The following is a 14,476-nucleotide window of genomic DNA, read 5'->3' as shown; positions in this document are numbered from 1 at the left end:
CAGCGTCACGAACTACGCATATTTTTGGAACAAGCAGTCCCTAGGGCACCCTCAAATCGAGGGAGCTTTAAAATGTCCGTACAAAAAAATATCCGCCGCCTTGCTATCTGTTCCACTTTGCTCGCTAGCGTTGCCATGCCGACATCTGTATGGGCCGGCACGATTATTGGAACGGTCAGCGAAGGCAGTGCGACCCAGGGTTTGCAATCGGCCGAACTGCGCATTGTCGAATTGGACCGGGTCACCCGATCTGGACGTGGCGGCGCCTATCGTTTCCCAGATGTTCCGGCGGGTAGCTATACGATTGAAGCCCGTTATATCGGGGCCGATATGGTCACCATCAAAGTGGATGTTCCAGAGACCGGCAACGTCCGGACTGATGTGGTCATGCAGGCTATGGGCCGGAATGAAATTCTTGTTGTCGGGCAGGCGGCTAATCAAGCCAGCGCCTTGTCCCGTCAGCGTGCGGCAGATGGTGTGGTCAGCGCTTTGACGCGCGATTCCGTCGGTCAGTTTCCAGATCAAAATGTGGCGGAATCGTTGCGCCGCTTGCCCGGCCTCAATGTCCTAAACGATCAGGGCGAGGGCCGTTTTGTTTCGGTCCGCGGGCTCGACCCGAATCTCAACAGCAGTTCGATTAACGGTGTGCGATTGCCCTCGCCGGAATCCGACATCCGATCCGTCGCGCTCGACGTGATTTCGAGTGACCTGATTGAATCGATCGAGGTGAAAAAGTCACTTACTCCCGACATGGATGGCGATACGATTGGGGCATCTATTGAGATTAATACAGTCAGCGCTTTTGACCGTAAGAAAGACCTTCTGTCGGTTAAAGTCGAAGGCAGCTATAATGATCTGCGCGACGTCGCCTCTCCCAAAGCGAGTATCGACTTTTCCACGCGTCTAAGCGACAATTTGGGCATCGCCGGGGGACTATCTTACTATAATCGCCGGTTTGAAACCGATAATGTTGAGGCGGAAGACTGGACCACAACCGATGAAGGTTTCGGTTACGCCAAAGAGGTTCAATATCGCGATTATGATGTGCAGCGGGAACGGATCAGTGCGTCTCTCTCCCTCGATTTTCGGGCCAGCGATGACACGACATTATATGCACGCGGAATATACAGTCAGTTTGATGATCAGGAATTCCGGCGGCGCAATATATTCAAGCTCGGTGATGCTAACGTGGTGGGCGTAGATCGAAACAGCGTAATTTTGCGGGACGCAATTCCCAATTTTATGCCAACTCTGGAAAACCCTGAGGACGAAAGCGAAATTGAGATTGAGCGTGATATCAAGGATCGTCAGGAAGAACAGAAAATCCGTTCCATCGCCTTGGGCGGGGAAACCAATACGGGTCCATGGACCATCGAATATTCTGCAAGCTGGGCGAAATCGAGCGAACTGGAAGATGGTTCGGTTGACCCAACAGTTTTTATCAGAGGTTTTCAAGGCGAGGGCCTTGATGTGCTATTCGACTATAGCAACAATCAAATCCCGCTTTTTGAATATCGCAGCGGCGGGGATATTGCCACGGATCCATCAGGCTATGGGCTGGATGAAATCGAATTTACTAAACGTTCCGATGCACAAGATGAAGAATATGCGGCACAATTTGATATTGGCCGTCAATTTGCCATGGGTAGTGGTGATTTCACTTTCCAGGCCGGTTTCAAAGGGCGTTGGCGGGAAAAATCCTATAATCTCGACGTTGAATTTTATGAGGATGAAACCGGAACGTATAATCTTGGAAATGTGCTCGGTTTTCCGACCTATCGCATCACAGATATCAGTCCGCTCCCTAGCCTGCGCGGCGCGAGTGATTTTTTCTTCGAAAATTTTGACCTGTTCACTTTGCAGCCAGAAGATTCGATCTTTGACTCTGCAGCAGGCGATTATGTAGCTGATGAAGACATACTTGCTGGTTATCTGCTCGGCCGGTGGGATAGCGATACACTGCGAGTGGTTGGCGGCGTCCGTTACGAAAACACCCAAACCGATCTGAGCGGAAATCGTGTGGATGAAGAGGGACCAACCATAACGCCGGTACAGTTTTCCAATGACTATGACAATTGGCTGCCAAGTCTGAACATCCGTTTTGAACCGCAGCGCAATCTGGTGTTCCGCGCCGCTGCCTATCGCAGTCTCGTGCGGCCCAATCTTGCCGACTTGGCACCGCGGTTTGAACTTAGTGATGACAATGAAGGCAATTTTGGCAATCCCGATCTCCGCCCCTATCGCGCATGGAATTTCGATGCGTCAGCAGAATATTATTTCAGCAATAATGGCGCGATCTCTGCCAATTTCTTCTATAAGGACGTCAAAGATTTTATCGTTGATTCCTTTGACGAAGATGGCGGCGAATTTAATGGCATTACGTTTGAAGAAGCGGTTATTCCGATCAATGGCGACAGCGCGACCATCAAGGGTGTCGAGTTGAGTCTCAGTCAGGCTCTGACCTTCCTGCCTTCGCCGCTTGACGGCTTTTTGGTGCAGGTGAATTACACTTATACCGATGCTGAGGGTACGCTCGATGATGGTCGGGACATCCCTCTCCCCGCATCTTCCAAGCACACATTAAATGCGGTACTGGGATATGAAAAGGGACCGTTCAGCTTTCGTTTGGCGGGGACTTATCGTGACAAGTATCTTGATGAAATCGGCGCGTCGGCCGAAGATGATCGGATAGTGGCTAGCCATTTCCAGCTCGATGCCAGCGCCAAATATCGAGTGAACAAGAATCTGCAATTCTTCCTCGAATGGGTGAATATCAATGACGAGCCGTTTTTTGCCTATCAGAACCGCGATGATCGCCGCCGTTTGCTGCAATTTGAAGAATATAGCTGGACCGCCAAATTCGGCGCGAAGATGAACTTCTGATGCGCGGTTTAACAGCATGGCCACTCTTGCCATTAGCCGGATTGTCTTTGGTAACAGCGTGCAGCGAAGATGCTGCTCCGACGCCGGATATCGTTGCCATACCCGCTGTCGCTGAAACGGAAAGTGTCGGGACGGTAGGCGATGACGCGGCCGACGACCCGGCGATCTGGCGGAACCCGGACGATCCGTCGCAAAGCCTGATCATCGGAACAGATAAAAAGGCAGGCATCCATGTTTATGATTTGCAGGGCCGGCAAAAGTCGTTTCTTGCAGCGGAAGCGGTGAATAATATTGATATCAGAACGGTATCGACCGCTTCTGGCGATGTCATATTGGTTGGGGCCAGTGACCGGCGCGACCGCGAAGTGCCGCGGCTCGCGCTCTATACATTGGACAGCGAGAATGCCGCGCTAGTGCCTTTGGCAAACACCGTGATAGGAATCGGTGAGGCCTATGGATTTTGTTTTGGGGTGCTGGGCGCAGACGATTTGCGCGCTATGATTATCACCAAAGAGGGCAGCATTATTGAAATGTCTGTCACGCTTTCGGACGGTGCGCCATCCATCGAAGTGCAGCGGACTTTCAAGGTGGAAACGCAGGCGGAAGGCTGCGTTGTCGATGACCGGACGGGTATGCTCTATGTCGGGGAGGAAAATGTCGGAATCTGGTCCTATGATCTGAGGCGGCCTGATCCTAAACCCCTCCGCTTTGCTGTTCTTGCAGAGGGTGAACTGGTCGCGGATGTGGAGGGATTAGCGCTGGCTCCGGACGGGGAGCGTGGCGGATATTTGCTGGCGTCAAGTCAAGGCAACAACAGCTTTGCGATTTATGATCTGCCATCCGGACAGTTTCGCACGCGCTTCATTGTGGAAGATGGTGTTATTGATACAGTATCGGACACCGACGGGATAGAATTGATGCTGGGTGATTTCGGACCCGATTATTCCGGCGGTATCTTCGTTGCGCAAGACGGGGACAATGGCGACAACACCCAGAATTTCAAATTTCTCTCCTGGGACGCGATCCTCCAAGCCTTGAATCTCTGATGGGCAAAGACAAAGGCAGTCCCGCCGCTTAAAGTTTGAAAATCCGGCGGGCATTGCCGAACAAAAAGGCGTTTTGTTGTTCGGGCGTCAGGTCCAGCTGGTTTAGTTCCTTTAAGCATTGGGTTGGCGACAACATCGGCCAGTTTGTTCCAAACATAACGCGCCGGGATCCCATGCCTTTCATAAAGTTGACAAAATCGGTGGGAAGACGATGAACGGCATAAGCGGATGTATCGACATGAAAGTTGGGAAACTTGATGGTCAGGGAAATCAGTTCATCAATCCACGGAAAGCCGACATGGCCGGCCACGACAACCAGTTCAGGGAAATCGAGCAGAACATCCTCCAGATAGGGAATGGGCCGACCAGTTTCCGATCGCAATAGCGGCCCCGTGTGCCCGATCTGTGTGCAAAACGGGACGTCTAGGTCAACGCAGGCGGCATAGACGGGATAATAGCGGCGGTCATTGGGCGGCAAATCCCAAAGCCAGGGAACGACTCGTACCCCGACAAATTTTTTGCCATCGACCCATTGCCGAATATCCCGGACGGCTTGCATGGGGTTGGTTAGTTCCACCGTTGCAAGGCCGCGGAATCGGTCTGGTGCGCTGTCAACCTGATCACTGACTTCTTCATTGCTGATCAGAGACCCCTGTGGGCCATGCCAGGCTGACAATAGGGAAATATCCACGCCCGCCGCATCCATCGCCTGCAAAGTGGATTCAGTAGAGGGTATTAAGGGATCCCCGGACTGATCGGTCCACCGCAGCAAGGTCTCTAGCCAAGGGGCTTTGGCCATGCGCTCGGTAGTCATTTGTGACCAGACATCAATCGCGCCCATTCTTATCTCCTCTTGCAAATAAACTACATATGTGTAGTAATAAACTTATATTGGAGTCAATATTGAAGGAAAAGGGATGTCAGCGTCAGAGCATCGTCTCTATTTTTTGCTGCAACTGGTGGCGCATCGCTTAAAAAAACGGGCAGACGGCGCGTTGAAAGTCTCGGCTGGCCTGACAACGGCGCAAGCAGCGGCCTTGTCGATAATCGCGAAAGACGGACCGGTTACACAACGCTTTGTGGCCGACAAATTGTCGCAAAGAGAAAGTGCCGTCATGACGATGGCGAGCCGTCTATTGGCCGCAGACTATATAAGCAGAAAACGATCGCCGTCAGATGGCAGGGCTTGGGAACTTGCCATAACGCAAAAAGGATTGGCCGCGTTGAGCGATATTAAGGCGCCATTTGGCAAGATAAACGCTGTGCTCGACAAAAATATCGATGCGCAAGATGCGGAACGATTAGCGATAGGCCTGAAAAACATTCTTGCCGCGCTGGATGAATAGAGAAACCGATAGAAAGAGAGAATCCATGCCAAGCCGCAAGAGAGTAGATCAATTTATTCAAGCCGTCGTGCATGGCGATCATGCCGATGCCATTAAAAACTTTTACCATGTCGATGCGACGATGCAGGAAAACCGAGAACCGCCGCGGCGGGGTCGGGATAACCTGATCGCGCATGAGAAGCGGGCAATGGATCGCCTACAAGAAATGAAAACCCATCCACCAGAAACCGTGCTGGTAGACGGCGATCATGTCATGATCATGTGGACGTTCGACGCGACGGACAAGAATGGCGTTACGCGTAGGCTTAATGAAATTTCCCATCAAATCTGGTCAGCCGACGGCATCATGAAAGAGCGTTTTGTCTATGACAGTGCGACGGCCTGGCAAGTGCTTGAACAGGGTTGATCATAAAAACCAGACGCCGCTTGTATATTGGCAGATCCTTCCCCTAATGTCCTGCAAAACAGTTTGAACAGGACATCCCATTTATGAATCTCAAAGACAAAATCATCGTCATAACCGGTGGCGCGAGCGGAATTGGTGCCGCTATGGCGCGTCGCTTTGCGGCCGCAGGTGCGAAACATGTCGTCTGTGCTGATCGCGACTTGGCCGGTGCGCAATCTGTTGCGGGCGATATTGGCGGAACAGCGATACAAACGGATGTGTCATTAGAAGCGGACATCGCATCGCTTATCGAGACTGTAGAAAGTGACATCGGCCCTATCGATCTGTTCGTTTCCAATGCCGGGATCATCATGGAAGGCGGCGTAGAGGTTGCGGATGATGGCTGGCAGAAAATCTGGGACATCAACGTCCTTGCACATATTCGCGCAGCCCGAATCTTGGTTCCGAAAATGCTGGCGCGCGGTGGCGGTTATATACTGAGCACGGCTTCTGCGGCTGGCCTCCTCGCGCAAATTGGATCGGCGCCATACTCCGTGACTAAACATGCGGCTGTCAGTTTCGCAGAGTGGCTTGCGATCACCCATGGCGACGATGGGCTGAAAGTCTCGGTCCTTTGTCCGCAAGGCGTGGCAACCGCGATGACGGCAGGCATCGATACATCGACCGTGGAGAAAGACGGTATGTTGACGGCAGAAGCGGTGGCGCAGATCACGCTTGATGCCATTGAAGAAGAACGCTTCCTGATCATGCCGCATCCGCAAGTGGCTGATTATATCAAGCAAAAGGGCAGTGATCCGGAGCGTTGGATTACCGGTATGCAGCGCTGGCAGAGGATGCTGAACGAGCAAGCATCCTAACAAAAATGCCCTGATAAAATGGAGCGTTGGGCGCCGGTGCCTGTGCGATTACCTTCCTTTGCAGATATAAAGGAGGATTTGAGATGGCATTGGTATCAGTGGTCGGCGCAACCGGGCGTCAGGGATTGGCGCAAATCAGGCAATTGGGCGCAACCGGCCATAGGGTACGAGCACTATCGCGCAGCGAAACCCCTGATCTGGGTGGCAGCAACATTGCCGATGAAGCGCGCATCTTTGATCTGTACGACGAGGAAACCTGGGTTCCGGCCTTTGAAGGCTCGGACGCCGTCTTCTACACCCATCCCCTGCAAGCGCGCGAGGACCGGGCCACTTTAACGGGTCGCGTCGCTGCTGCGGTTGAAAAGGCGGGCGGCAAACGCTTTATCTGGAACACGTCAAGCTGGATTCCAGAGCGCCCGGGTGACCCATTTACCTATGGCAATAATACGATTGCCGTGAACTCGATTTTTCGTTCGGGCGTGCCTGCAACTGTCTTTGGCTCAGTGCTGTTCATGGACAATCTGCTGACCAATTGGGCCCGGCCCTTCATCGTGGATGAAAGCCGCTATGTCTATCCTCATGAAGCGCATCTGGAAGCAAACTGGATCAGCCTGGACGATGTAGGCAAATGCATGGTTGCCGCGATGGATCGCCCCGACTTTGAAGGATCATGGCTAAACATCGGTGGACCGCAGCGCATCAAGCCGCCACAGGTCGCGGAAATATTGTCCAAAGTCTTTGGCCGTGAGATTAAATATGATCCATGCACGCCAACAGAATTTGGCGACCTGTTAGTAGGCGCTTTTGGTGACGATGTGCCGGAAGAAAATCGCGAAACCATGTCGGCCGGCATTGCTGCCTTCTACGAATATAATAATAAGGCAGAGACCAAGCCATTCTGGGTCAATACTGATTTCATGCAGCAACGCCTGCCCGAGGTCGAGTTTGAAACGCTGGAACAATGGGCCGCGCGACAGGACTGGTCGGACAGCGCCCACCGGCCACCTGCCGGCTAGGGTCTCTGCGCGCGTAGGAAATTTTCTGCAAAGCTGATTTTAAGATTGAACCTTTTGGCACTTTGCTCCGACTATAGGGGTAAAGGCCATTGGGATGTCTATGCGCTACAGCGATACTGACCGGATTTATGATGAGCTGTTGCTGACCCGGATTCAGGCCGGGGACCGGCGCGCGGGCGAACGATTGGCGGCGCGGTGGCATCCGCGATTGATGCGGACGGCCTACCGGCTCTTGCGTGATGAAGAACAGGCGCGGGTCGCGGTGCAGGAGGCATGGAGCGGGATTTGCAAGGGTTGGCGCCGCTTGCGCAATCCATCCCGCTTTCCCGCCTGGGCCTATACGATCCTGCACCGCAAATGCGCGGATCAGATAGGCAGAAACCGGAAGCATCGCAGCCTTCATACTGTCGCTGCTGAAGATGCGGAACTATCCGTAGCGCCGCGCGGCGAAGACAAGGTTACGATTGATCAAGCCTTTGACAGCCTAAGCGATGACCACCGAACCGCAGCTTTGCTCTATTTCGGTGAAGGCTTGACGATCAAGGAGATTGCCGAGGTAACGGGTGCGGCAATCGGTACGGCAAAATCCCGCCTATTTCATGCACGTCGGCAGTTAAAGGCAGCGCTAGATGACGAACATAATGAAGGAGATATGTGATGACAAAATTTGATGACAAGCTGGACGCAACGCTCAGCGCGGAGGACAAGGCTTTTCTCCAAGACTTGGAAAATGGCCGCGGTCTTTTTGAGCAGTTGGGCGCAACATTACAGGGACCGATGCGGTTCTGGTCCTATTTGATCACGATCATAACATTCTTTGTCGCGATGGGCGCTTTCTATTCTGGTTGGCGCGCATTTAACGCCGTCGACACAAGGGAAATAATATTATGGTCGACCGGTGTAATACTTCTTTTCATGATGGTTGGTTTTTCGAAGAACTGGATTTTCCAGAGAATGAACTTGCTGTCGGTTTTGAGCGAACTGAAAGCGCTGGAGCTGCGCATTTCGCAGTTGAGTGACAAAATTAAATAATCGCCGCTCAAGCCACCATCCGTTCGATAAACCAATAGGTTGCGATAATACCGATCGCATAGGAGGTTGTTGTTTTGACTGGTTGCAACCATGACTGCTGAAAGCGGTGAAGCAAAGCCAATACAGCAAAGGCCATAGCTACAATTAGCAACTGCCCGATCTCGACGCCAAGGTTGAACGTCAAAAGCGCCATCGGAACATCATCTTGCGGCAATCCGATCTCAGCTAAGGCACCGGCAAAACCAAAGCCGTGGAGTAGGCCGAACAGGAATGCGACGATCCATGGAAAGCGCTCTGACAGGCGCGCGCCAACTCGACCATCATCGCGTTGTGCCTTCACGATTTCGACCGCCAGAAAAACGATGGAAAGCGCAATAATGGCTTCAACCGGTTGCGAGGGCAGGGACAAATAGCCCAGCGTGGAACCAATCAAGGTAATGCTGTGTGCGATAGTGAAAGCGGTTACTGTTTTGGCAACAAGCCACCCGCCTTTTAGCAGCAGCACAAGCGCCAATACGAATAGCAGGTGATCAAAGCCCAGCACGATATGCTCGATACCGATGATGGTATAAGTCCATGCAACGTTAGCGATGGCGTCTTTTTGGGCGATTGTGGTTACCGGCGCATCGGGTGTCAGACGCAGCGTTTGTGTTTCTTCGTCCAGCGGCGCGATCCGGACCAGCGCATCGGTTGTGGATAGTTCCAATCCCTTAAGGCCAATGGACTGCCCCGCGATGGAGCCGGAGCATTTGAGTGTTTGATTGGTCAAAATGTTCGATGCGACAAAGTGCCGTTTGGTTTCGCCGACAGCGCGGCAGGATTCTGGTAATATAACATCCCCAGAACGGCCCAACCTTGATTGGGCAGATGCCTTCCAAAGCAAGGTCCACTCGCTTGGCGATATCTGGTTCAGCTCTACATAGGCAGGACGCAGCTCATCGGCATGGACCTCGGATCCCCCAAATAGCAAGCCGATGAAACAAACAATGGCAAGGACACAGGCCTTCATTCCCGGCCAGTAACTTTGATGTCATATTGCGCGCGATATTTGTCAAAAGCGGCTTCTTCCAAACGGGTTGTTTGTGCGGCGCGCCAATCGTTGGCTACCGCTTGTCGCACGTCATCCAGCGCTGGTGATTTGCCAGCTGTTTTGGCCGTGATTTTGACGAGATGCTGACCAAAGCCGGATTGCACCGGACCTTGCCACTCACCGACAGCGATGGTGTTCAATCCTGCGACAAATTTTTCCCCGAACTGGCGTGCAATTTCAGATGCATCGGCCTGTTTTAATTCGGTTGGCAGAGAAATCGGTTTGCGGACAGCATCAGGTTTGACAGTGCCTTGGTTCAGGCCATCCAGTGTTGCCGCAATGGACTGTTGAGCACTCTGACCGAGATAAATCTGTTCCAGATCATAGAAGGGCGATTGAGTATATTTTTCAGGATTGTCATCCAGCCATTTTTGCAACAGCGCGTCCGACGGATTGTCGTCCACTCCCTCTTGATTGTCGAGGAATCGCATTTTCGTAAACAGGCGCCGACGAATGAGCGGGTCATTACGGTCGAGGCCAAGACGCAAGGCTTCGCGATAGTAGATTTCCTCCTTGATCTCCTGATCGATCAGGCTGTCCAACTCGCCTGGCGTGGGCGCGCGGCGGAAATTTTGTACCCAACCGGCTTTTAGTCGCGCAACATCGGTCTCGCGGATCGTAATTTCATAATCCGCCGGATCGCGGCCTGTGCCGGTGGCCCAGAAAAATGCGAACACTAACAAAGCCCCACCTAGAAAATGGACCAACGGTTCTTTCAGCAGTTTCATCTCTGCATGATACTCCTGATTAGCCCTGCAGTTGGGGCGTCTATCGCGTTAGCTTGTTGCAGCGGCCGGGGTATACCAGATCGGCGATGAATAAGCCCGCTCTTGCTGGATTGTTATAACATCGTCCGGCAGTGTGAGCCCGAATTTCAGCGCGTCATAAACCGGCCATGTCGGCGTCGGAATTTCTAATATGCGGACATAGTAAAATGCATTTTGCCCCGCATCGAAATCTGGATCCTGCCACCATGTGACCAGTTCCGGCGCGCCGATATTATTTTCCCAAGTGGCTTGGGTGAGATCAACAGTGTTACCCACGGCGGTCAGCTTTCCATCGGCTCCTACCTTACGGCTATCGGGACTACTCCAGCTAATATTATAGATTTTCTCTTGAGATTTCCCGTTGCCGTCGATCCAGCCTTTGATCACTTGGATCCGGTCGAGATTAGCGCTCTCGGGGTCCATCAGCGCTGAGACTAGGAAGGTTGGCGCTTTCCCTCCACCACCGGTGAGGTCACCGCCCATCGGAACGCCTTTGGCATAGCCAGTTTTGACCAGGTCATCGGTATCGGCCTCGGCAAAGTCAAACCCGCCAAAGAAACGCACCTGCATACGCGGCCCGGTGGTTGCATAAACTTCGCGTCGCATCATGGCGTCGAAAATAGCTTCGCGTGTGTTGCTAGTCGCCCAAACAGCAGCATAGCCACTGGACAAATAATGCCAACCAAAACGGCCTTTGCGTGTGCCCAGATTCTGCGGGGCCAAAGCGCGGTCCTTATTGTTAATCTCGTTACCACTATGCTTGCCGAAGAAGTTATTCTCGTCCGCTGTTGCCAGTGATGTGTGGCTATCGGTCGAACCGATCATGCCGAATTTGAAGGGATTGGCCCCCATTTTCAGCGTGAATTCCAAGCCGCGCTTTAGTGCCTCGCGGGTGTAACTGCCGCCATAGCTTTCAGGAGGCATGTCCTTGCTGCAGCTCAGGTTGCATTTGTCCCAACCGGCATCACCATAGTTGGCAAATTCATCATTGGGCGAGAGGAAGGGATGGCTTTCGCTGTCGCCTTTGATCTGGGTAACCTCGACTATCGGCTCCCGCAACGCACGTGTTTTGATATAGGCTTCGTCAATCGGGCTGCCATCCAGTTTATTCATCGCAAACATGCGGCCATTGGACACATTGCTGTTATGAGGGATGGCTAGAACTTTACCGCCAGTATCCCGTTCATAGGCACCCATATAAGCCCATAGCTGTTCCGGGTCGCCAGCATCAAAACTGGCAAACGGAAGAATCGTGCTGGTCTTGTCCGATCCATCACGGAACATCACCACCCTGTGCAGATTATCGCCACCAGGCATGGGCGTATATTCAAAGCCATGAAAGGCGGTAAATTTGCCGGGCTCATTATATTCGTCCAGCGTCTCACCATGTTCGGTCCACAGGGATTTGATCCGATCCGCTGATTCTTCCGGATCGAACAGTCCTTCTGGCAAAGTTCCGTTCGCTGCTCCGTCGATCAATTCGGCTGTTACCCGCAATGATCCTTCATCACTTTCGTGCATCATGTCATGCCAGCGGAGCAAAAATTCATTACCCAATAGTGCAATACGCGGCGCTTCGTAGAGCGCTTTGGTTGCGCCAACCGCGTCGCTGTGATCAGCGATCACCAGAAAATCGAGAGGACGGGACAGCTTGGCTTTTGCCCCTTTGCTGGCGGTTACTTCTTCTCCTTTGGCAAAGCGCAACGCTGCTTCTGTGTCAAGCCGGGTGCCAAAACCGAATGCATCAATGCTGTTGTCGGTATGGAGATGGGTATCGCCCCAGAAAACCTGTTCGGGATATTCGGTGTTAGTAACTTCGGCATCAGAGCCACTTGAACCATCGTCTTTGCTACATCCTGAAATGGTCAATGCTGCTGAGCAGGCTGCAAGTAAAAGTGCTTTGCGCATCATATTTTCCCTCATCCTCTGTTTTTCGAAACTATAGTTCAAAAGAAGGCGGCGCAAGAGGCTGTCTGATAGCCCAGCTTGTCGTAACGTCAGCCTTAGATACGTCAACAAAGCTAAGGCGCATGTTTGTTTCCTCTGCTAGAGTGTTCATAAAAGAGAACTGATTCCCGGAGAGCAAAATGAACGATATGATCCAGCCTGACAGCAAGGCGACCAGTACCGCCCACGCTTCTTCATCAGATTATGCCGCTCTTTACGCTGTCAGCCTTTCTGATCCGGACGGTTTTTGGTCTCGGCAGGCGGAGCGTTTGGATTGGACGCAGGTGCCGGGTACCATCGCCAACTGGTCTTATGATCCTGTGGCGATTAAGTGGTTTGAGGACGGTGTGCTTAATATTTGTCACAATGCGGTTGATAGGCATGTGGCGGCGGGCCGGGGGGATGTGACGGCTTTGATCTTTGAGCCGGATGATCCGGGCGCGGCGGGCCGTACGCTCACCTATGGCGAGCTACAGGCCGAAGTGATCCGTATGGCGGGCGCGCTGAAGAAGCTGGGCGCGGGCAAGGGCGACCGGGTCACCATCTATATGCCGATGATTGTGGAAGGCGCAGTGGCGATGCTGGCGTGCGCGCGCATTGGCGCGATCCACTCGGTGGTGTTTGGCGGCTTTTCTCCAGAAGCGCTGGCCGGACGGATTGAAGATTGCGAGAGCAAGTTTGTGGTGTGCGCGGATGGCGGTCTGCGCGGCGGCAAGGGCGTGCCGTTGAAGGCCAATGTCGATGCCGCGCTCGCAAAAGACGGGGCGGATGTCGATGCGGTGCTGGTCGTGAACCACACAGACAGTGATATCGCGATGACCGAGGGCCGCGATCACTGGTATCACGAGGTGGCCGCCGATGTACCATCAGACTGCCCGTGCGAGCCCATGGGCGCAGAAGACCCTCTGTTCATCCTCTACACGTCAGGCTCGACCGGCAAGCCCAAGGGCGTGCTCCATACCACTGGCGGCTATGCGGTATGGGTGGCCACCACTTTCCACTATGTCTTTGACTATAAGCCGGGCGAGGTCTTCTGGTGCAGCGCCGATATCGGCTGGGTCACCGGGCATAGCTATATTGTTTACGGTCCTCTTATTAACGGCGCGACCGAAGTCATGTTCGAAGGCGTACCTAACTATCCCGACCACGGCCGGTTCTGGCAAGTGGTTGCCAAGCACAAGGTCAACATCTTCTATACCGCTCCCACCGCGATCCGCGCGCTGATGCGGGAGGGCGATGAACCGGTCAAAGCGCATGACCGCTCTTCCCTTCGCTTGCTCGGCACGGTCGGCGAGCCGATTAACCCGGAGGCCTGGCGCTGGTATTATGATGTGGTGGGTGATGCCCAGTCCCCGATCATCGATACCTGGTGGCAGACAGAGACCGGCGGTATCATGATCACCACCTTGCCCGGTGCCCACGGGATGAAGCCGGGCAGCGCCGGCAAACCGTTTTTTGGTATCCAGCCGCAGCTGGTCGACAATGACGGTGCTGTGCTGGATGGCGCAACCGACGGCAACCTGTGCATTACCGCAAGCTGGCCGGGTCAGGCGCGCAGCGTCTACGGCGATCATGAGCGCTTCATCCAGACCTATTTCTCCACCTACAAGGGCAAATATTTTACCGGCGATGGCTGCCGAAGAGACAGTGACGGCTATTACTGGATTACCGGCCGGGTCGATGATGTGATCAATGTCTCTGGCCACCGCATGGGCACCGCCGAGGTGGAAAGCGCGCTGGTCTCCCACCCCAAGGTCGCAGAGGCCGCGGTGGTGGGTTATCCGCATGACATCAAGGGTCAGGGCATCTACTGCTATGTCACGCTCAATGCCGGTGAAGAGGCAGATGATGCGTTCACCGCAGAACTCAAAAACCATGTCCGCACAGAGATCGGCCCCATCGCCACCCCCGACCATCTCCACTTCACCCCGGCACTGCCCAAAACCAGATCCGGCAAAATCATGCGCCGCATCCTGCGCAAAATAGCCGAAAATGACTTCGCAACACTCGGCGATACCTCTACCCTTGCAGATCCAAACGTCGTCGATACACTGGTACAAGGAAGAATGAATAGGTAGGACATGGC

General features: G+C 53.4%; 13 protein-coding genes. 9 read left to right on the top strand and 4 right to left on the bottom strand.

All coding sequences use genetic code 11. The features are described from left to right. Positions 1-72 precede the first annotated feature (72 nt). Both J4G78_RS10580 and J4G78_RS10575 read left to right on the top strand, forming a co-directional pair. Positions 73-2,883 (top strand): TonB-dependent receptor, encoded by a 2,811-nt coding sequence (locus J4G78_RS10580; protein WP_243457057.1) that lies wholly within the window; start codon positions 73-75, stop codon positions 2,881-2,883. Beyond that, on the top strand, positions 2,883-3,929 hold the full coding sequence (locus tag J4G78_RS10575) for a phytase (protein ID WP_207986541.1): 1,047 nt from the start codon (positions 2,883-2,885) through the stop codon (positions 3,927-3,929). Before J4G78_RS10580 ends, J4G78_RS10575 begins: the two co-directional genes overlap by 1 nt. 28 nt (positions 3,930-3,957) lie before the next feature. Here the strand turns inward: J4G78_RS10575 and J4G78_RS10570 are convergent, their stop codons facing one another. Continuing rightward, positions 3,958-4,770 carry an amidohydrolase family protein gene (locus J4G78_RS10570; protein WP_207986540.1) on the bottom strand — a complete coding sequence of 271 codons (813 nt, stop codon included), beginning with the start codon at positions 4,768-4,770 and terminating at the stop codon, positions 3,958-3,960. Positions 4,771-4,846: 76 nt separating this feature from the next. Here J4G78_RS10570 and J4G78_RS10565 point away from each other — a divergent pair, with 76 nt between their 5' ends. The 6 genes from J4G78_RS10565 (at position 4,847) to J4G78_RS10540 (ending at position 8,586) form a co-directional block, all read left to right on the top strand. Continuing rightward, positions 4,847-5,275: a MarR family winged helix-turn-helix transcriptional regulator gene (locus tag J4G78_RS10565; protein WP_207986539.1), complete on the top strand. Its 429-nt coding sequence runs from the start codon at positions 4,847-4,849 to the stop codon at positions 5,273-5,275. A gap of 25 nt (positions 5,276-5,300) precedes the next feature. After that, positions 5,301-5,681 (top strand): nuclear transport factor 2 family protein, encoded by a 381-nt coding sequence (locus J4G78_RS10560; protein WP_207986538.1) that lies wholly within the window; start codon positions 5,301-5,303, stop codon positions 5,679-5,681. Between the two features lie 83 nt (positions 5,682-5,764). Then, complete coding sequence (locus J4G78_RS10555; protein WP_207986537.1) at positions 5,765-6,538, top strand: SDR family oxidoreductase; 774 nt, start codon at positions 5,765-5,767, stop codon at positions 6,536-6,538. 83 nt (positions 6,539-6,621) lie between these two features. Then, the gene (locus tag J4G78_RS10550) at positions 6,622-7,554 is read left to right on the top strand and encodes an SDR family oxidoreductase (RefSeq protein ID WP_207986536.1); all 933 of its coding nucleotides are present in this window, start codon (positions 6,622-6,624) and stop codon (positions 7,552-7,554) included. Positions 7,555-7,648: 94 nt separating this feature from the next. Continuing rightward, complete coding sequence (locus J4G78_RS10545) at positions 7,649-8,212, top strand: RNA polymerase sigma factor (RefSeq protein ID WP_207986535.1); 564 nt, start codon at positions 7,649-7,651, stop codon at positions 8,210-8,212. Continuing rightward, positions 8,212-8,586, top strand: coding sequence for a DUF6768 family protein (locus J4G78_RS10540; RefSeq protein ID WP_207986534.1), 375 nt, complete (start codon positions 8,212-8,214; stop codon positions 8,584-8,586). The genes J4G78_RS10545 and J4G78_RS10540 overlap by 1 nt, the downstream gene beginning before the upstream one ends. A gap of 7 nt (positions 8,587-8,593) precedes the next feature. Here J4G78_RS10540 and J4G78_RS10535 read toward each other — a convergent pair whose 3' ends face one another. The 3 genes from J4G78_RS10535 to J4G78_RS10525 are packed head-to-tail and all read right to left on the bottom strand — an operon-like array spanning position 8,594 to position 12,351. Next, complete coding sequence (locus J4G78_RS10535; protein WP_207986533.1) at positions 8,594-9,595, bottom strand: HupE/UreJ family protein; 1,002 nt, start codon at positions 9,593-9,595, stop codon at positions 8,594-8,596. Continuing rightward, positions 9,592-10,404: a peptidylprolyl isomerase gene (locus J4G78_RS10530; RefSeq protein WP_207986532.1), complete on the bottom strand. Its 813-nt coding sequence runs from the start codon at positions 10,402-10,404 to the stop codon at positions 9,592-9,594. Before J4G78_RS10530 ends, J4G78_RS10535 begins: the two co-directional genes overlap by 4 nt. A 48-nt stretch (positions 10,405-10,452) precedes the next feature. Next, positions 10,453-12,351, bottom strand: a complete 1,899-nt coding sequence (locus J4G78_RS10525) for a DUF3604 domain-containing protein (protein WP_243457056.1) — start codon at positions 12,349-12,351, stop codon at positions 10,453-10,455. Between the two features lie 188 nt (positions 12,352-12,539). Between J4G78_RS10525 and acs the strand changes: the two genes are divergently transcribed. Then, positions 12,540-14,468 carry an acetate--CoA ligase gene (gene acs / locus J4G78_RS10520; protein WP_375140366.1) on the top strand — a complete coding sequence of 643 codons (1,929 nt, stop codon included), beginning with the start codon at positions 12,540-12,542 and terminating at the stop codon, positions 14,466-14,468. The last annotated feature ends 8 nt before the right edge of the window (positions 14,469-14,476 follow it).

The organism is Parasphingorhabdus cellanae, from assembly GCF_017498565.1.
Lineage (GTDB): Bacteria > Pseudomonadota > Alphaproteobacteria > Sphingomonadales > Sphingomonadaceae > Parasphingorhabdus > Parasphingorhabdus cellanae.
Note: the sequence above shows the minus strand (reverse complement) of the source record. Positions and strands in the feature narration are given on the sequence as shown.